Below are 18,154 nucleotides of genomic sequence, written 5' to 3'. Positions count from 1 at the left end.
AACTTTCTGAATATTTATTCAACATTCAAGAAGCAACGAATGACGGATGAAGCACGTTTTGACAACATAAATCATTCTATCAGTTGCTGTTTAACTCGTCAAGCATTAATTTCAAATTTGTATGACTATTCAATAATTTGTTATTTATGCATTGGCTGTCTCAAACAGCAACAGGTAATATCTTATCAATCATCTCAAGCTAGGTCAAGAGAAAAAACACAATAAACTAAAAAAGAATTCAGAAATGTTCTCTGAATTCTCAAGTTCCATCTATAGAAACCTATTTTAACGGGCTTTAATCCATTACTTTACTTATCTGAAAATCGTTGGACAGCCATCTGCCGCTCACGAGCCGCAATCTTAGCAACAAACTCATCAAGGATCTCGACCATGGTCCCCTCTTCAGTAGCATCAGTCAACGCTACCTTAGTACGAACCGCGTGAGGAATCCCCTTGAGGTAATAAGCCACTTGCGTCCGAAAATCCATCGGTCCCTCTTCCGGCCCACGAGCAATGCACAATCGATGCAGGTGCTCCTTGGCCAATGAAACCTTCTCCGCCACGGTCGGCTCAGGCAACAATTCCCCCGTCTCCAGATACCGATTAACTCGGCGCAACAACCACGGATTTCCCATGACCGCGCGACCAATCATCACAGCGTCAGCACCAACTTCATCCAGCATGCGCTTAGCATCTTCCGGCGTACGTACATCCCCATTTCCCATAAACGGAACGGTCAGCTGCTTGGCAACTTGAGCTAGAATATCCCAGTCCGCGTGTCCTTGATACATCTGCTTACGGGTTCGACCGTGCATAGCAACTGCCGCAGCACCCGCACTCTCTGCGGCCAGAGCATTCTCTACCGCATAAACGTGGTGACTATCCCAGCCTGTACGCATCTTAACCGTCACCGGCTTATCGACAGCAGCCACAACCGCAGCAACCATGTCGTGAACTTTATTGGGATCAAGCAACCATTTGGCTCCCGCTTCGGTATTCACAACCTTGTTCACCGGACACCCCATATTAATATCAATAATATCCGCGGACGTCTGCTGATCCACATACTGGGCAGCCTGAACTAACGTCTCCTGCGTTCCCCCAAAGATCTGAATACTCATGGGGTGCTCGCTGGGATCAACGGCCATCATATTGAGCGTCCGCTGATTCTGATAGTGGATTCCCTGCCCAGAGATCATCTCACACTCGACGAGTCCGGCACCAAAGTCCTTGCAGATACGCCTGAAGGCCACGTTAGTTACCCCCGCCATAGGGGCAACAACCACCCGATTTGGAATCTCAACGTCACCAATCTTCCAAGTCATCGACAACGCCTACTTTGCTTGGGCTTCGGCCAGAATCTGCCGTAAATCATCCTCGGAGAACTGATACTTCGTCCCACAGAAGTGGCAAACGGCTTCAGCACCGTGGTCTTGATCAATCATCTCTTGGATAGCCGCTGGTTGAATCGCGGCCAAAGACTTGGCAAACCGGTCCTTAGAGCAGTCACACTTAAAGCCAACGGGCATCTTCTGTAAGATCTTGATCTGTTCGTCTGGGAACAGAAGCTTCAGGATATCCTCTGGCTTCTGTCCATCTAACAGCAATTCGGAGACCATTGGCATCTCCTTAATGCGGTTCTCCAAGCGTGAAATAGCTTCATCAGATGCACCTGGCATGACTTGAATCATGAACCCACCAGCAACCTTGACCGTGTTGTTCGGTTGGACAAAGACGGAAACGCCGACCGCACTGGGAATCTGTTCGGACTTTGCCAGGTAGTAGGTAAAGTCTTCGCCCAGTTCACCAGAGATCAAGGGAACCTGACCCGTGTAAGGTTGACCCAGGCCTTGGTCCTTGGTGACCGTCATCATCCCTTGGACACCCACGGCCTTTTTCACGTCGATCTTGTGCTTCTCGTTCAACGGTAAGCTAATGTGGGGGTACTGAAGGTAACCTTTAACCGTCCCATCAGCATTTCCATCGGCCACGATAGCCCCCACGGGTCCGTGACCATTAACCTTGACCGTCAACGTTTCCTTCCCCTTCAATAGCGAAGTCGACAGCAACATTGTCCCAATCAGGGTCCGTCCCAAAGCAGCCGTGGCTGAACTCCAAGTGTCATGCCGTTGTTGTGCTTCAGCAACTGTTTCCGTGGCGTCCACCACGTAAGCCCGGAACATCCCATTATCAATCAAACTTTTTACTAAATAATCTGCCATTAAATATAAACGTCCTTTCATTGCACTTTGTCATGCCCTACATTACCAGAAAGTTCGGGATTTGCAAAGATATAGCTAACGCCTACTGCAATTTTTCCCGTACATTCTTCACGTGAACCGTCATTTGACTATCATCCAACCGAGGGCAGTCGTCCCCATAAGTCACGAAAAGGTCCGAGACAGCCGTCCCGGACCTTAGATCATTACAATTATTCGGAATGATCGGACTCATCGTGATCGTCTGGCGCTGCAGAACTTGCTGCTGAGCTGGCTGGCTCTGCTGCAGATTCAGTATCACTTGAGGCACTAGAAGCCAACTTAGCTTCAGTAGAAGCTTGGCGTTCTGCTTCGCGGCGTTCAAGTTCACGCTTAGACTCTTCGAAAGTTGCCGCCTTTTCGCTAGGGAATTCGTTACCGTTGTCCGTTTCAGGCATCTTCCCAGTGTTAAACAAGCTGAGGATTTGCTTTTCGTCCAAGGTTTCGTATTTCAGCAAGGCATCCGCAATAATCTTGTGTTCTGCTTTATGCTCTTCCAGAATCTTCCGGGCAGTGTCATGTGCTTCCCCGATGATCCGGCGAACTTCACTATCAATTAAGTTAGCGGTATGTTCTGAGTAAGTTGGTTGACCGGTATAGCCAGCCCCTGCAAATGGTTGTCCGCCAGCACTTTCCAGTGCGACAGTCCCCAGTGCATCACTCATCCCATATTGGGTAACCATGGAACGGGCAATTTGCGTCGCCTGTTCAAAGTCATTGGAGGCCCCAGATGATTCGGAGTGGAAGATTAACTCTTCAGCCGTCCGACCACCCATTAAGCCGGCAATCTGTTCCATGGCATCCTTCTTAGACATCAGCATCTGGTCTTCACGTGGCAACATGATGGCGTATCCGCCAGCACGCCCACGAGGAACGATGGTTACCTTGTGGACCACGCGGGCGTCATTTAAGACTAACCCAACGATAGTATGCCCAGCTTCATGGTAAGCAACCGTCTTACGTTCATCAGGACTGATGACCCGATCCTTCTTAGCAGGCCCGGCGATGACACGGTCTTCGGCTTCATCCAAATCAGAAGCATCGATCTGTGTCTTGTTCCGCCGTGCAGCTAATAAGGCCGCTTCGTTCAGCAGGTTTTCCAAGTCGGCACCCACGAAACCAGGTGTTTGCTTAGAAATTTCCTTCAAATCAACGTCATTGGCTAATGGCTTGTTCTTGGCGTGAACCTTTAAGATAGCTTCACGACCCTTAACATCTGGCCGACCAACGAGAATCTTCCGGTCAAACCGACCTGGCCGTAGCAAGGCAGGGTCCAACACATCGGAACGGTTCGTAGCGGCCATAACAATGACCCCTTCGCTCCCAGTAAACCCGTCCATTTCGACCAGTAATTGGTTTAACGTTTGTTCACGTTCATCGTGGCCACCGCCCATGCCGGCACCCCGTTGACGACCAACCGCATCGATTTCATCAATAAAGATGATTGATGGTGCAGCCTTCTTGGCCTGTTCAAACAGATCCCGGACACGACTAGCCCCGACACCGACGAACATTTCCACGAAATCTGAACCAGAAATCGAGAAGAATGGTACCGCGGCTTCACCAGCAACGGCTTTCGCCAGCAACGTTTTACCAGTACCAGGAGGACCCTCCAGCAAGACACCAGATGGTATCCGGGCACCTAACGCCACAAACTTACGAGGATTCTTCAAGAACTCAACAACTTCAACAAGTTCTTGCTTTTCCTCTTCCTCACCAGCAACGTCGGCAAAGCGAACCTTGTTCTCCTTGCTGTCGGCTGGTTTGGCCTTACTCTTCCCAAAGCTCATGACCTTGCCATTGCCGCCACCTTGGCCGGCTTGACCCATCATCATGTAGAAGAAGAAGAAGAAAATAACTAGTGGCGCAACATAGACTAACAAGTTAACCCAGAAGCCACTCGACTCTTCCGCTTTGGTGTTCATCTTAACATTGTGATTCTTAGCAACCTTATCAATCTCAGAAACCGTTGAGTTATTGGTCAAGACTTGTGTGCTAAAGCTAGTCACTGCTGTGCTCTGTGAGCCGCCGAGACTAAATCCGGTGTTGGTTGTACGCTTTTGCGCGTTCCGATATTCCCCGGTAATCTTGTAAACTCCCCCAGATGGTTGAATGGAGAATTTCTTGATCTTGTTTGCATTCAGATCTTTAACAAATTGACTCGATTGGATCTCTTGAGTTTGAGAACTGTTGCCGTTACCGTTGAACAGGTAAACTACACCAATGACCAACAAGAAAATCACAATGTAAAACAGACTATTACGGAACAGTCCATTTCGTCGATTATTCATGTCGTGCCTCCTCACTCACAGTTCCCAACATCTACTGTAGGAACGAATTTTAGAGCATATGCCCCTTTGACTAAATAAGATGTTATCACAATTGACTATCATTGACTAATTATTTATCTGAATAAACGGATGGCTTCAAAACACCAACATACGGGAGATTCCGATATTTTTCTTCGTAGTCCAACCCATAGCCGACCACGAATTCACTTGGAACGTTAAACCCAACGTAATCCGCCTTGGCTTCGACCACACGACCACTTGGTTTGTCCATCAAGGTGCAGACCCGAATGGAGTTCGCTTTCCGGTCCTTCAGTAGGTCTTCCAGGTACTTCAATGTCCGACCAGTGTCGATAATATCTTCTACTAAGATGATGTCACGCCCAGTCACGTCGGTATCCAAGTCCTTCAATAACCGAATCGTTCCAGATGACGCGGTCCCACCGTTATAGCTGGAGACATCGATGAAGTCAATCGTTGCATAGATATCCATATCGCGAATAACATCTGTCATAAATAGAATAGCACCCTTCAAGACACAAATGATTAATGGTGTCTTATCCCGGTAGTCTTCTGAAAGTTGCGTACCTAACCGTTTGCAAGCCGCGGCAATGTCTTCCTCACTGTAAAGGACCTTTAAAATATCGTTATTCATGCTGTTCCCCTTTCGCCTATTCATGCTTTAATTTGATGTGATAGTTTCTTGTGTGCGCACGTTGTGGTTGGACTGCCCACTTCACTCCCAGTGCCGCGATCACCTCATCTTGAGCCGTCACCAGAACTGGCACGGCCGCCCGCTCTTCCCGGGGAACCTTGGCATTGATCAATGCCCGCCGAACTGCCTGATGATGCCCATTTCCTAACCGTAATCGATCCGCTGCCTGCCACGACCGTACCCGTAACGGGAATTGGTCGGCTGTCAGAGCAACGACCTCGCTTGCCGGTAAGTGATCACGACTATCCGTAGTGAAACAGCCAAGTTGCCAGCCATTTCCCAACGTTCGCCATTGGTTTAATACTACCATAAAACTAAAAACTTCCTTGGATTTTTGCTGGAAATTTTCGAATTGATTGAATGTAAACGTTCCATACTTTTTAACCAGTGACCAGCCGGCACCCAAATCAACCGTACCCGTCGGATGCTGTACGTTCGCCAATAGCTGCTCACACGCTCTAAGTACACTAGCTTCCGTACTCAAGGTTGGCTGGCACTGCTTGATCAGCCGCGTCAAGAGCAATTGTCGCTGAGCAGCTGATTGCTTGAAAAAGGCCTGTGTGTCAACGACAACTGGGTCTGATTGACGCACAATCTGGGTCAAGCTATCAGTCACCGCCTGATCAGCCACCTGGAGTACCGCCTGCAGTTGATCTGCGTAGTCCAGTAAGTGCCGGTCAACCTGCGGATTTTCTTGCCGCATGGCTGGCAGAAGCCGGAGGCGTACCCGATTACGACTTGCCGTCAACTCACGGTTCGTAGCATCCTCGTACCAGGGAATCTGTTGTTGCTTCGCATATGCCCGCAACGTTGCCTTCGTAAAGGGAAGTAACGGACGTATCAGGTGACCCGCGTGAAAAGGACGACTGGCCGCCATCCCCGTCAGTTGATTGAGCTGACCGCCCCGCAATAATTTAAACAGGATAGTCTCGGCCTGCTCATCGGCCTGATGAGCGGTCGCCAGCCAATCAGCGTCTTGGGCCGCTAACTGCTCAGCAAAGAACTGATAGCGAAACTGCCGGGCAGCATCCTCGATACCGTGCGTGGGCTGCTGATCTCTGGGCCAAACGGTCGCAACCAACGGTAGCTGGTGTTGGGCACACCATTCCTTGAGAAATGCTGCCTCCGTTTGACTCTGCTCGCGTAACTGATGATTCACATGAACCACCGTCAGCTGGGGGCGCTGGTCGACTGGCAACTGGGCAAACAACGCCAGTAATACCATCGAATCAACACCAGTCGAGACCGCAATTAAGCCGTGTTGGTGGGGATCATTCCAACCATGTACCTGGCAATTGTGTCGAAAGTCCGTTTCCAATGACACGGAAGCTCCCCCTCTTTCTGGTTATGAAAAAGGGCCGCACAAGTGCGGTCCTCTTCATCTTGATGGCACGTTAGTCTGCTGACTAACTCCGCCGGCCGCCACGGCCGCCACGTTTGCCTTCAGTGTTTCGTTTAATCGTTGCCAGACGGTCCTCACTTGATTTCAAGAACCCTGACATCATGTCGTCAAAATTTTCTTTATGGGGAGCCGTTTGATGGCCAGAGAACCGACCATTGGCTGAGCTATGGTGAGGCCGGGAACCGTTATTTTCAAACCGCCGACCGTGGCCATGACTTTCGCCACCATGGTTAGCAGCATTATTGCCACCGCCACGATGTTGTTCATGATCCCGGTGTTCATTGTGATTACTGTGATGGGGCCGGTCACCAGCCGGATGATCCGTCGCTTTGCGAATCGACAAACCAATCTTCCCATCGTTACCAACAGTCAAAACTTTGACCGTTACTTCGTCACCGACGGACAAAACGTCATGGATATCCTTGACGTAACCGTCAGAAATCTCACTAATGTGCACTAGTCCGGTCTTGTGGTCGCCTAAATCAACAAATGCACCAAAGTTCGTAATTCCGGAGACCTTTCCGGAAACTTTAGCTCCAACCTCGATTGCCATAAAAAAGAAGTTCCTCCTTAAAATAAGTGCTTTCAGTATAACACAATTTACCACATTTCCACACGAGAAAAACTAAAAAGAAAGTCCGTTAACCAATTTTTCTGACCGACCGGAAAGCCCGTTAAATTAACATTCGCGCCACTTATTAGTTTCCGGGTTCACTTATGTTACCCGGTAGCTAATTCGTTTGCCCGTCAAAACGGGAAACAACCGCTGAATTTGGCCGTCTCTTTTTTAAATCAGGCCAAGATCACCCACTGGCCATTTTGTGTTAGCTCAGACGTTCGTCTAGCTCCCTGTGAGAAACGATGGTAATGCCTCAAATAATGATAGCAATATTCTTTTGTGAATACCTTCATGCTACCCCCATTCACGCGAAAAGTCACAACAAACTCTCAGCAAATAGTCCCGAATACACAAAATCCGCCAGTTCGTGTTGCACTGGCGGATCCTTAATTGAACTATTTAACAGTTACATCACTCGCATGGTCGCCGGGTAAGCTATAAATTGTTTCCCCAGACTTCGAGTAGTAGTACTTTGAGCGAACCAAACGCCCCAAATAGTCTTTGTTATTTAATTGTTTAATTTGCAATTGAAGCTTGTGGTCGGTGGCTTTCGTGGCCGCCAGCTTTTGTTTACTGGTGGTCACTTCTTGCCGCACGTGATGCAGGCTGGCATTAGTCCGAACGAGCTGAATGCCTAAGACGACTGCGAACACAGCAAAGATAGCGAGAATGCGGGTTGCACGCCGCATCCGACGTTTGCCGAGCCATTGATGATGGTGAACCGTTGCTTGTTGGCGGTCCAGTCGCCGGGTATAGTCATTTTCTAAACGTTCGATCTTCGCCGGTTTCGGTTTTACGTCAGCCATTTTTTCACTCACTCCTCAGTTTTCACCAGATAGTTTAACTTGAGTATAGCAAGTTTCAATTTACGCGTCTACCACGTTTAGCATAATGTAAAACATTCGTCATATTTAACCTAATTTTCTTGCCGAAAATCTTGTGCGTAGTCTTCCTTGACGATGGTGTACATCCGTTCAGCGTCGTCCTTCTTCGTGGTTTCCAACAATTCGTTAACTTTGACCGTTAATGTTTTGTTACCGAACTTAATAACCAGCTCATCGTTTGTTGCCACGTCACTCGAAGACTTGGCCACTTTACCGTTGATCATAATCCGACCCTTATCGGCAATTTCCTTAGCGACTGAGCGCCGCTTGATGATCCGTGAAACTTTCAAATATTTATCTAATCGCATATTATTTTCCTCCGTGTTGACTAAGTTGTTGCCATAATCTTAACACACTCTCACCGTGGGGAATCGCTAACCACTCCCGGACCGACAATAAACGCCACTTGAGAGCTAGGCCAATAAAGAGTAGCCCCCCCACGGGAATCGTGACGAACAAGCCGCCACCGATGGCCAAACGACTAGTCATCAGGGCTGGCCACCAGTGTTCTAAAACAGCCACAGTGAGTCGAACGCCAAACACCATCAGGATGGTACAGGCTGACAGGATTCGAATGTACGGCTTGGTCCAAATACCGGAACGTAACGTCACTGCCGACCCGTACCAAATCACTACTAGCATGGCACCCAGGCTGATCACCGTCAGCCAACTCGCTCCGGTTGCCCCAAAACTACGGACTGCCCAGTGATTGCCCACGATTTTGACGGCTAGGCCAACTGCTAGGGCCACGACCGTCAGCCGGTACTGGTCCTGACTCTGCAGGACACTGTTGTAAGTCTGAATCAGCGTTGCCAGAATGATACTCAGCATGTAGACCGCTAGCATGCCGGAACCCTGGGTGTCGCCAAACAGCAACCGGTTAATCCACGGCATCAAGCTGATCAGTCCCGCCGTGGCTGCCACGGCGACCATCAAGGCAATGCGCATCATGGTCGTGGTGAGCCGTTTAAATGCTGCGGGTCGCCGTTCCTGCTGCGCTGCGGTCAGGGCCGGCAGTAGCGAGGTCGCAAAGGCCACCGCCACCACCAATCCTAATTGCACCAGCGGTTGGGCGCGGTCATAGACCCCTTTGAGGCTCTTAGCCGCTAAATCACCCATGCCACCGGCGACCAGACCATTTTTGACCGTGAATGAATCCACTAATTGTAAGAGCACTAGCATCGCCGTCAGGAGACACAGGGTGCCTCCTTCGATCAGCAGACGCCGGCCAACGTGTGGCAGACTGGTTACCGGCGCAACATCCCGTTGCCGCCATCGCGGTAATACCAACAAGGCTGCTACTGCAGCAATCGTGCCCCCACTCAACGCCCAGGTGCCCATCGTGTAGACGGACCAGTCGTGACTGGTCGCCCAACCGGCAGCCACCAGGATCACGACGACCCTGACCAGTTGCTCGATGACCTGTGAGCGGGCCGTGGGTAGCATTTGAAAGCGACCCTGATGATACCCCCGGCCCACCGATAGTGCTGGCATGAACAAAAACATCCAGGCCACCATCTGAATCAGCGGTGCGAGGTGCACATCCCCCATTCCACGAGCAATGCTGGGGGCACCGAACATCAAGCCACCAAAGATGACCAATGCCAGTCCCCAGAGCCACCGATAGACTTGCCGGGCCACCTGCTGTTGACTGGGCAAGTCCGGTGCCTCCGCAATCAGTTTAGAAATAAACACCGGTAGGCCGCTCAATGCAAAGGTCATGCCAATGCCGTAGAGCGGATAAACCTGCTGGTACACGTAGAATCCGGTGTTACCGACCATGTTCTGAAACGGCACGCGGTACACGGCGCTCAAAAGCTTGGCAATGAACGCCGCGATGGAAAGAATCAGGGCGCCTTGCAAGGTCGTATTCACGTTGCGGTTGCCCATCCACTCTCCTCCTTATCCCTTAGAGTATCTTACTAAATTGCGTATCACCGCGCCTTACCGGGTGGCGTAAATAGGCCGGAACGCGGTGGGCGGACGCCTAGAGCCACAGAACGGTCTCTAGGCTTGCTTTGAACCTCTGAGAAACGAGTTTCAAAGTCACCAATTTTCTAAGCGGCAAATTCAGCCGCTAAGAAAATTCCCACGGCTGAGCCTATTTACACCACCCTCACGGCTCACACTGATTCAGCCGAACCAATCGGCAGTACTCTGCCAATCATCCCTGCGGCTAACACTGGTTTAGGTCGTGATACTCTCGTCTTTTCGGTTTTATGGCTTAGATTTAAGTGCTGACGTCTTCTTGACTCTACGACATAACCAAACCGTTAAGACTGCATAAAACTCACTATCCAGTCTCTACTTTTACCTGAGGCGTGCAACACAAATAATCATATGATTCTAAATAGTTACTTCTCATCCGCCTTCGGCTTTGTTGTCTGCACCACAATATCGCGTAGTGCCCCCATGAACAGTTGCACCTGTGGTAACCAGTCCTTGACCGTCATGTTGGGCTGTAAGACTAGCTTGACGTGCAAACGATCGTTGTCGACGGCGACTGTGGCCTTCAGCTGGGTTGCAGCTAACGCCTTGAAGACGTCCTCGCCACCTAAGATGTTGGTCCCTTGCTTGGAAATCGTCACGAAGACATCCCCGTTGACCCGGCGAATCTTGTCTACCAACGCGAGATCCGCCGCTAGCTTCAACTGACCAATTGTCAGGAGTTGCGCGACGCTCTCTGGGTAGTCACCGAAGCGGTCGATCAAGTCAGCTTGAATTTCACTGACCTCATCGTCACTCTCCAACTGACGAATCCGTTTGTACATTTCAATCTTCTGTTGTTCATCCTCAATGTAGTCACTCGGCAAGTAAGCTTCGACACCCAGTTCGACCGTGGTATCGGTCTTCGGCTGCGTCTTCTTCCCCCGCTTCTTAGCGACCGCATCACTTAACATTTGCGTGTATAAGTCATACCCCACGGAGTTAATGAACCCGTGTTGTTGTTTACCCAACAAGTTACCGGCACCCCGAATAGATAGATCTCGCATGGCAATCTTGAAGCCGGACCCCAATTCGGTGAAGTCCTTGATGGCTTCGAGCCGCTTCTCACTGACTTCCGTCAAAACCTTGTTTGGCTTGTACGTGAAGTAGGCGTAAGCTACCCGGTTGCTTCGTCCGATACGGCCCCGCAGTTGATACAACTGTGAGAGGCCCATCCGGTCGGCATTTTCGACGAACAACGTGTTGGCATTAGGAATATCGATCCCGGTTTCGATGATGGTCGTAGTGACCAAGACATCGTAATCGCCCCGTAAGAAGTCAAAGAGTACCCCTTCCAGCTGAGCTTCGGTCATCTTCCCGTGAATGTAGCCAACCCGCGCTTCTGGAACCAGCGCTTGAATCTGGCTGACGGTCTTCTCAATGTCATCCACCCGATTGTGCAGGTAGAAGACCTGACCGCCCCGTTGCATTTCACGCCGAATTCCATCCTGAATGGCCCCGGCATTTTGTTCCATGACGTAGGTCTGGATGGGGAACCGGTTTGCCGGCGGCGTTTCAATCACGGAGAGATCCCGCACACCCAGCATGGACATGTGGAGCGTCCGGGGAATCGGTGTGGCCGTTAGCGTCAGAACATCCACGTTCGCCTTCAGTTGCTTCAACCGTTCCTTATGCTTGACCCCGAACCGTTGCTCTTCATCGACCAAAACGAGGCCGAGATTCTTGAACTTCACGTCTTGGGATAGTAACCGGTGCGTACCGACTACGATATCCAGCTGACCGTCCTCTAAATCCTTGATCGACTGGTGAATCTGCTTCGTCGTGCGGAACCGTGAGAACATTTCGACGTTGATTGGGTAACCTTCGAAGCGGTTGACCATGGTGTCATAGTGTTGTTGTGCCAGGATAGTCGTTGGAACCAGGAAAGCCACCTGTTTGCCCGCTTCAACCGCCTTAAAGGCCGCCCGCAGAGCAACTTCGGTCTTCCCGTAACCCACATCCCCGACCAGCAAGCGATCCATTGGTCGAGCCTTTTCCATATCGTGCTTCACTTCGTCGATGGTCCGCAGTTGATCGGGCGTCTCGGCGTAGGGAAAGTCATTTTCAAAGTCCGTCTGTAAGCTATCATCCTTGGGAAAGGCAAAGCCCTTCTCGGCCGCCCGCTTGGCATAGAGGTCGACCAATTCGTCGGCGATATCCTCAATTTTGGCGGCAACCTTACTCTTGGTCTTGGCCCACTCGGAACCACCCAACTTGTTGATCCGCGGCTTCTTGTCCTCGGAGGACACGTACTTCTGAATCAAATTCAGCTGTGTTACCGGAATAAAGAGTTGCGCGTTGTCCTGATAGTCGATGGTCATGTAGTCTTGATGCACGCCATCCACCGTCAGCGTCTGCATCCCGATGAATTTCCCAATCCCATGGTTCACATGAACCACGTAGTCGCCGGGTTTCAGATCAGTATAACTCTTCAGCCGTTCGGCGTTGGCCATTGTCTGCCGCCGCGCGCGCTTCTTCGTGACCTTCTGGAACATTTCAGCTTCGGTGATCACGACCAAGTTGGCTTCTGGCAACTCGAACCCGGTCCGTAACCGTTCCGGCACGAGCTGGGTCAAATCATTCTGTAAATTTTCTTCCTTTGTCAAAACGGCCTGGATTTCAAAGTCGTCCAGTGTCTCTTCGATCTTAGCGAGGCGCTCCTCGTCCTGGACCAGCAAGACCACTGTCTGTTTCTGCTTACGCCACCGGTCAATCTCGGTTTTCATCACAGGGAGTTGGCCAAAGAACTGTTGCATGGCTCGCGTCACAACGTTCGTAACGGCCTGAAAGCGGAGGTTACCCATCCCCTTCTGGAACAGTGCCAGCATGACCTGCGCGTGCGGATCATCCTTGATGATCGGCCGCAGTTCACCACCAAACGTCTGTTGCGCGAAGATCTGATGGTGGGTCAGTTTATCCGTCGCCCAGTTGGCTTCATCCTCCAGCAACTGCCGTTCAGCATCCTGTAGACGCGAATAGTCCCCGAACAACGCCAATCCATTGGCCGGTAAGTAGTCCAGCAATTGGTGATGTTCCGGGAATAAATAGTCGGCGAACTCCATGAGTTGGGGATCAACGGACCCCTTCCGCAAGCCATCAACCAGTGGTTTTACCTGGTTAGTCAGCGTGGTCGTGGCGTCCTCATCCAGCTTAGCGACCTGTTGCGTCAGTTCGGCCATCAGGGCATCGGCCCCGGCAGCGCGCTCGTCGGCCGTTAAAATAAAGTCGGTTGCCGGCAGGATTTCCACCTCATCGACATTTTCAATACTCCGTTGCGTGGCGGGATCGAAGTACCGGAGTGAGTCCACCTCGGTATCGAAGAAGTCTAACCGGACCGGATAATCCGCCGCCAGCGGATAGATATCAATGATTGAGCCCCGCACGGCAAAGTCGCCAGGACCCGCGACCAACTTTTGGTGGGTGTAGCCCATACCAAATAGCCGTTGCTGCAAGTCCTCGAGGTCGAAGTCATCGCCCGCTTTAACGGTAAACCGCGCCGCCGCGAAGTTCTCTGGTGCCGGCAAGAACCGGCGTAGACCAGATAACGCCGTCACGATAACGACCGGTCGTTCACTCTGCAACGCCCGCAAGGCATCGATTCGTGAAGACCGGTATTCCGGTGAACTCGTGGCCACTTCGGCCGCTAACAGTTCCTCAACGGGAAATTCGAAGAGTTCATTTTCATCTAATAGGTTGGCCAAGTCGTCGACCAACTGCCCCGCATGGTACAGGGTGTCCGTCACGTAGACGATCGACCGTTGCTGTTCGTGGAGCAGACTGGCAATGAACAACGTCTCCGCGGAACCGTTGAGTCCGGTCACCAATTGGCGTTGCCCGGCCCCTAGTGTTTGGCGGATCGTCGCGTATGCCGGCGTCTGCGTCATAAATGCTTCTAAATTCACGAGATAACTTCCTCTTCTTAGTTGTACTTATTCATTAACTGAGTGAATTCCGTCCCGCTCAGCCAGTCATCCAACGCCGCTACGGCCCTATCTGCAGACTGGTTGAAGAGGGGTTGCTGTTCCGTGGTGAACTTAGTCAACACGTAGTCAACGACGGACATCTTCTCGGGATGCCCGGTACCCACACGCAGGCGCTTAAAATCCTTGCTGGAGACATGCGCAATGATACTCTTGATCCCATTGTGCCCCCCGGCTGAACCGTGATCACGCAGGCGGATATGCCCCACGGGTAAATCCATATCATCATGGACGATAAAGATGTCGTCTAAGTCGATCTTAAAATAATCCATCAAAGGATGTACCGCCCGACCGGATTCGTTCATAAACGTTGTGGGCTTCACAACTAGTACCTTTTCACCATTCACAATACCAGTCCCGTAACGGGCGTCCAGCTTCCGGGTGGTGAGTTCAATCCCGTGTTGCTTGGCAAATTCATCGACGACCATAAAGCCAGTGTTGTGGCGCGTCCCGTTATATTGGGGACCAATATTTCCTAAACCAACGATCATTTTCATGCTTACTAATTTCTCCCTCTTATCACAATATTTCTATTATCTAACGTGGGTTACCCGGCGTCTGGCCGTGGCTTAAGCACTGGCACCCACGCTGACACTTGAATCCGTGTCTAATCTGGTTGTCTGCATCCCAATCTGGTAGCAGAATCCTCACTAATTGTCATCATACTGGCACCCAGCAAGCCGCACAAGACCTAGTTGCCCAATATATGGAATAATTAATCTTAGCCGTTTAAATTCACAGAGGGTCTGGCGGACACCACATCAGACAGTTGTGGCCACCGATAATTGTGACCCTCAAGGTACGCGAGAAACAAAAGAGCTGGACGGTCGCAGTTCTCCCCGTTCAGCTGGCGCAAATTATTCTGACGATACCAAATTAACACCCCTGAGTATAGCATAGTCCCCCCCCCACTGCACCGATTCTGCCCATGGTGAATCGTTTCACTAAAAGAAAACGCTGTCTTCACAAATTTTCAAGCCCGGCCGTGGTCGGCCTCTGGTTTACATGTTATACTTACAAGTGGGTATTTTTGCGTACCTTGATGTCAAAAATTTATTAGGAGATGAATGGATTTGACTACTAAAAACCATCAAAAAGTAGTTCTCGTTGGTGACGGGGCCGTTGGCTCTTCATACGCTTACTCAATGATGAACCAAGGTTTAGCTGAAGAATTCGTGATTGTGGATGTTATTAAGGATAGAACTGAAGGAGACGCCTTAGACCTTGAAGATGCTCAAGTCTTCACTGCCCCTAAGAAAGTCTACTCCGGTGACTACTCTGACTGCGCCGATGCTGACATCGTCGTAATCACTGCTGGTGCCCCACAAAAGCCAGGCGAGACGCGTTTGGACTTGGTTAACAAGAACTTAAAGATCTTGTCTTCAATCGTTAAGCCCGTTGTTGATTCCGGTTTCGATGGTATCTTCGTGGTTGCTGCTAACCCAGTTGACATCTTAACTTACGCTACTTGGAAGTTCTCAGGCTTCCCAAAGGAAAAGGTTATCGGTTCAGGGACTTCATTGGACACGGCACGTTTACGCGTTGCTTTGGCTAAGAAGTTCAACGTTGACCCACGGAACGTGGACGCCTACATCATGGGTGAACACGGTGACTCCGAATTCGCCGCATACGACGAAGCTACGATCGGTTCCAAGCCATTGAAGGCCATTGCCAAGGAACAAGGTGTGACTGACGATGACTTAGCTAAGATCGAAGACGACACGCGGAACAAGGCTTACGAAATCATCAACAAGAAGGGTGCCACTTTCTACGGTGTTGCAACCTGCTTGATGCGGATTACGAAAGCTATCTTGCGTGACGAAAACGCCGTATTACCTATCGGCGCTGCTTTGAACGGCGAATACGGCTTAGACGACATCTTCATCGGTACGCCTGCTATCATCAACGGTAGCGGTTTAGCTGGTGTTGTTGAAGTTCCATTATCCGACAAGGAAAAGGACTTAATGGCTAAGTCAGCTGCTACTTTGAAGCAAGTTACCAAGGACGGTTTAGCTGCCCTCAAGTAATTCAATTATGACTTTGAAATCGTCGTTCCTGCGGGAGCGGCGATTTTTTTGTGGCTAATTTTAAAGTATTCCCGCACCGTACACGTCACGACCATCAATCCCAGTCAGAATCCGAAGAAATTTGGAAATATTTTGACTTTTACCATATTCCCTCCGCTGTTGCACCTCAGGTTCCCAATCGTTCGCCCCTAACCGGCCCCTTACTCAAGGAACGCCACCATGAGTTACACCACCGATTCCTTCACAAATTCTCGGTCAAGTCCTAAGTTATCGCTATTCAAGCTATGAGCGGCTTGCGCACAAATTTATGGCTCAAAGGTAAAGCCTTTCACCACCGTAACCGTCGACACCAACAACCTTAAATATTAACATTAGAAAATTAATTAGTTACGAAAGCGCTAACAATTAGGCAGTAAGATTGTCATTTAAGGTAGTTTGAAGTAAGCTAGGTTTATGCTAGTATGTGATCGTTAAGGACGACGACTTTCCTTCCACTGGCTTATTTTAGGAGGTCACTACCAATGAAAAAGAAAACCGGCTTCATAATCGGCATCGTGACCGCAATTGTCGCGGTCGGTGCGATTTACGTAGGCCAAGCGTATCACTATTCCTCAGCCAAAGTATTCTTCAAGGATACCGAGATTGCTGGGGTTAATGTCGGCGGCAGTACTGCCGATCAAGCGGCAACGAAACTCAAGTCCGCACTCAAGAATCAAGAATTAACGTTAAAGGATGGCAGTAAGACCGTTGCGACTTTCAAGACCCAAAAGGTTGATTTGAAAGTTACGTCCCAGGCGGCTTTACGGCAGCTAATTGCCAAGCAAAACGTTTGGTCCTGGCCAGTCCACGTCACGACCGCTACGGCTGACAGCATTAAGCTGAATGCCAGCAGCGCCAATCAGGAAAGCGTCAAAGCGTTAGCTGACCATATCGCGAACAAAGCGAATACGACGCGGACGGCTGCCAAGGATGCTTCATTTACCTACAAAGATGGGCAATATGAAGTCACCAAGGAACAAAACGGGAACCAGCTGGATGCGGCTAAGCTAGCAACGTCCATCACCAACGCCATTGAAAAGGGCGAAACCACGGTCAACGTTTCCAAAGATTACCGCGAGCCAGCGGTTACGACTAAGAGTACTAGTTTCAAGACGGCTAAGGAAAAGGCCGTTGCCATTACGAAGGAAAGTTACGTCTACAAGTTAAGTGGTCACAAGATCACCGTCCCTGCCGAAACGTTAGCCAGCTGGTTGACGCTCAAGGATGGTAAATTGGCGACTAACACTTCTGCCATCAAGAGCTACCTGACCAAGCTCAGCAGCAAGTACGGCACCATCAACAAGACCCGGACCTTCAAGTCCACCAAGCGGGGAACGGTCAAGGTCAAGGCTGGCCTTTACGGTTGGAGCATCAAGGTCAAGTCTGAGACACCAACCCTCAGCAAGCTGGTTCTAGCTGGCAAAGGGATGTCACGCACCCCCGCTATTCAAGGGAGTGGCTACCACAATAACGGTACTGATATCGGCAACTCTTACGTGGAAGTCGACAAAGTTAACCAGCACATGTGGGTCTATAAGAACGGTAAGCTTGTGGTCTCCACAGCAGTTGTCACCGGCCTGCCAACGACCGCTCACCACACGCCAAGTGGTGTCTGGGTAATTTGGAGCAAGGAACGCAACACCACGTTACGTGGTAAGAACGACAACGGGTCCAATTACGCCTCTAAGGTTAAGTACTGGATGCCTGTTGATGACACCGGCGTTGGGATTCACGATTCGCCTTGGCAACCGCAATACGGTGGCACTTGGTATAAGAGTCACGGGTCACACGGCTGTGTCAACACGCCACCTTCCAAGGTTGGTTCCGTTTATAAAAACGTTAGCGTCGGAACACCTGTCGTTATCTTCTAATGAATTTCTAAAAAAGTCACAACGTACTTTTCACGTGCGTTGTGACTTTTTATGATATTTTTCGGTTCTATGTCAACTGTTGTTG

At 50.3% G+C, this 18,154-nt stretch carries 14 protein-coding genes; 3 read left to right on the top strand and 11 right to left on the bottom strand.

Translation table 11 applies throughout. The features are described 5' to 3' along the window. Positions 1-225: hypothetical protein (locus FD07_RS12645; RefSeq protein WP_235804799.1), on the top strand; the 225-nt coding region annotated here is incomplete at its 5' end. A gap of 83 nt (positions 226-308) precedes the next feature. On the opposite strand, the gene dusB is transcribed toward FD07_RS12645, so the two are convergent. From dusB to pth, 11 genes are all read right to left on the bottom strand, one after another. Further along, positions 309-1,325, bottom strand: a complete 1,017-nt coding sequence (gene dusB, locus FD07_RS10470) for a tRNA dihydrouridine synthase DusB (protein ID WP_020090272.1) — start codon at positions 1,323-1,325, stop codon at positions 309-311. 9 nt (positions 1,326-1,334) lie between these two features. Beyond that, a complete protein-coding gene (gene hslO / locus FD07_RS10465) occupies positions 1,335-2,222 on the bottom strand; it encodes an Hsp33 family molecular chaperone HslO (RefSeq protein ID WP_020090273.1) in 888 nt (295 codons plus the stop codon). Positions 2,223-2,431: 209 nt separating this feature from the next. Beyond that, positions 2,432-4,549, bottom strand: coding sequence for an ATP-dependent zinc metalloprotease FtsH (gene ftsH, locus FD07_RS10460; protein WP_020090274.1), 2,118 nt, complete (start codon positions 4,547-4,549; stop codon positions 2,432-2,434). Positions 4,550-4,658: 109 nt separating this feature from the next. After that, positions 4,659-5,201, bottom strand: coding sequence for a hypoxanthine phosphoribosyltransferase (gene hpt / locus FD07_RS10455; RefSeq protein WP_020090275.1), 543 nt, complete (start codon positions 5,199-5,201; stop codon positions 4,659-4,661). Positions 5,202-5,217: 16 nt separating this feature from the next. Next, a complete protein-coding gene (gene tilS, locus FD07_RS10450; protein ID WP_020090276.1) occupies positions 5,218-6,585 on the bottom strand; it encodes a tRNA lysidine(34) synthetase TilS in 1,368 nt (455 codons plus the stop codon). 82 nt (positions 6,586-6,667) lie between these two features. Then, positions 6,668-7,216, bottom strand: a complete 549-nt coding sequence (locus FD07_RS10445; protein WP_020090277.1) for a S1 domain-containing RNA-binding protein — start codon at positions 7,214-7,216, stop codon at positions 6,668-6,670. 461 nt (positions 7,217-7,677) lie between these two features. Beyond that, the gene (locus FD07_RS10440; RefSeq protein ID WP_020090278.1) at positions 7,678-8,088 is read right to left on the bottom strand and encodes an FtsB family cell division protein; all 411 of its coding nucleotides are present in this window, start codon (positions 8,086-8,088) and stop codon (positions 7,678-7,680) included. 110 nt (positions 8,089-8,198) lie between these two features. Then, positions 8,199-8,474 carry an RNA-binding S4 domain-containing protein gene (locus tag FD07_RS10435; protein WP_020090279.1) on the bottom strand — a complete coding sequence of 92 codons (276 nt, stop codon included), beginning with the start codon at positions 8,472-8,474 and terminating at the stop codon, positions 8,199-8,201. 1 nt (position 8,475) lies between these two features. Continuing rightward, complete coding sequence (locus tag FD07_RS10430; protein ID WP_020090280.1) at positions 8,476-10,056, bottom strand: polysaccharide biosynthesis protein; 1,581 nt, start codon at positions 10,054-10,056, stop codon at positions 8,476-8,478. Between the two features lie 464 nt (positions 10,057-10,520). Next, complete coding sequence (gene mfd / locus FD07_RS10425) at positions 10,521-14,054, bottom strand: transcription-repair coupling factor (protein ID WP_020090281.1); 3,534 nt, start codon at positions 14,052-14,054, stop codon at positions 10,521-10,523. Positions 14,055-14,071: 17 nt separating this feature from the next. Beyond that, positions 14,072-14,629, bottom strand: coding sequence for an aminoacyl-tRNA hydrolase (gene pth, locus FD07_RS10420; RefSeq protein WP_020090282.1), 558 nt, complete (start codon positions 14,627-14,629; stop codon positions 14,072-14,074). Positions 14,630-15,199: 570 nt separating this feature from the next. On the opposite strand from pth, the gene FD07_RS10415 reads away from it, so the two are divergent. After that, positions 15,200-16,159 carry an L-lactate dehydrogenase gene (locus FD07_RS10415; protein ID WP_020090283.1) on the top strand — a complete coding sequence of 320 codons (960 nt, stop codon included), beginning with the start codon at positions 15,200-15,202 and terminating at the stop codon, positions 16,157-16,159. Positions 16,160-16,680: 521 nt separating this feature from the next. Then, complete coding sequence (locus tag FD07_RS10410) at positions 16,681-18,069, top strand: L,D-transpeptidase family protein (protein ID WP_020090284.1); 1,389 nt, start codon at positions 16,681-16,683, stop codon at positions 18,067-18,069. Positions 18,070-18,154 lie beyond the last annotated feature (85 nt).

The organism is Levilactobacillus parabrevis ATCC 53295 (assembly GCF_001434055.1).
Classification (GTDB): domain Bacteria; phylum Bacillota; class Bacilli; order Lactobacillales; family Lactobacillaceae; genus Levilactobacillus; species Levilactobacillus parabrevis.
Note: the sequence above shows the minus strand (reverse complement) of the source record. Positions and strands in the feature narration are given on the sequence as shown.

What these genes read in the sequence shown, in the direction of transcription:
- dusB (WP_020090272.1), bottom strand. Translation starts at nt 1,325, where the DNA reads ATGACTTGGAAGATTGGTGACGTTGAGATTCCAAATCGGGTGGTTGTT.
- hslO (WP_020090273.1), bottom strand. Translation starts at nt 2,222, where the DNA reads ATGGCAGATTATTTAGTAAAAAGTTTGATTGATAATGGGATGTTCCGG.
- ftsH (WP_020090274.1), bottom strand. Translation starts at nt 4,549, where the DNA reads ATGAATAATCGACGAAATGGACTGTTCCGTAATAGTCTGTTTTACATT.
- hpt (WP_020090275.1), bottom strand. Translation starts at nt 5,201, where the DNA reads ATGAATAACGATATTTTAAAGGTCCTTTACAGTGAGGAAGACATTGCC.
- FD07_RS10445 (WP_020090277.1), bottom strand. Translation starts at nt 7,216, where the DNA reads ATGGCAATCGAGGTTGGAGCTAAAGTTTCCGGAAAGGTCTCCGGAATT.
- FD07_RS10440 (WP_020090278.1), bottom strand. Translation starts at nt 8,088, where the DNA reads ATGGCTGACGTAAAACCGAAACCGGCGAAGATCGAACGTTTAGAAAAT.
- FD07_RS10435 (WP_020090279.1), bottom strand. Translation starts at nt 8,474, where the DNA reads ATGCGATTAGATAAATATTTGAAAGTTTCACGGATCATCAAGCGGCGC.
- FD07_RS10430 (WP_020090280.1), bottom strand. Translation starts at nt 10,056, where the DNA reads ATGGGCAACCGCAACGTGAATACGACCTTGCAAGGCGCCCTGATTCTT.
- pth (WP_020090282.1), bottom strand. Translation starts at nt 14,629, where the DNA reads ATGAAAATGATCGTTGGTTTAGGAAATATTGGTCCCCAATATAACGGG.
- FD07_RS10415 (WP_020090283.1), top strand. Translation starts at nt 15,200, where the DNA reads ATGGATTTGACTACTAAAAACCATCAAAAAGTAGTTCTCGTTGGTGAC.
- FD07_RS10410 (WP_020090284.1), top strand. Translation starts at nt 16,681, where the DNA reads ATGAAAAAGAAAACCGGCTTCATAATCGGCATCGTGACCGCAATTGTC.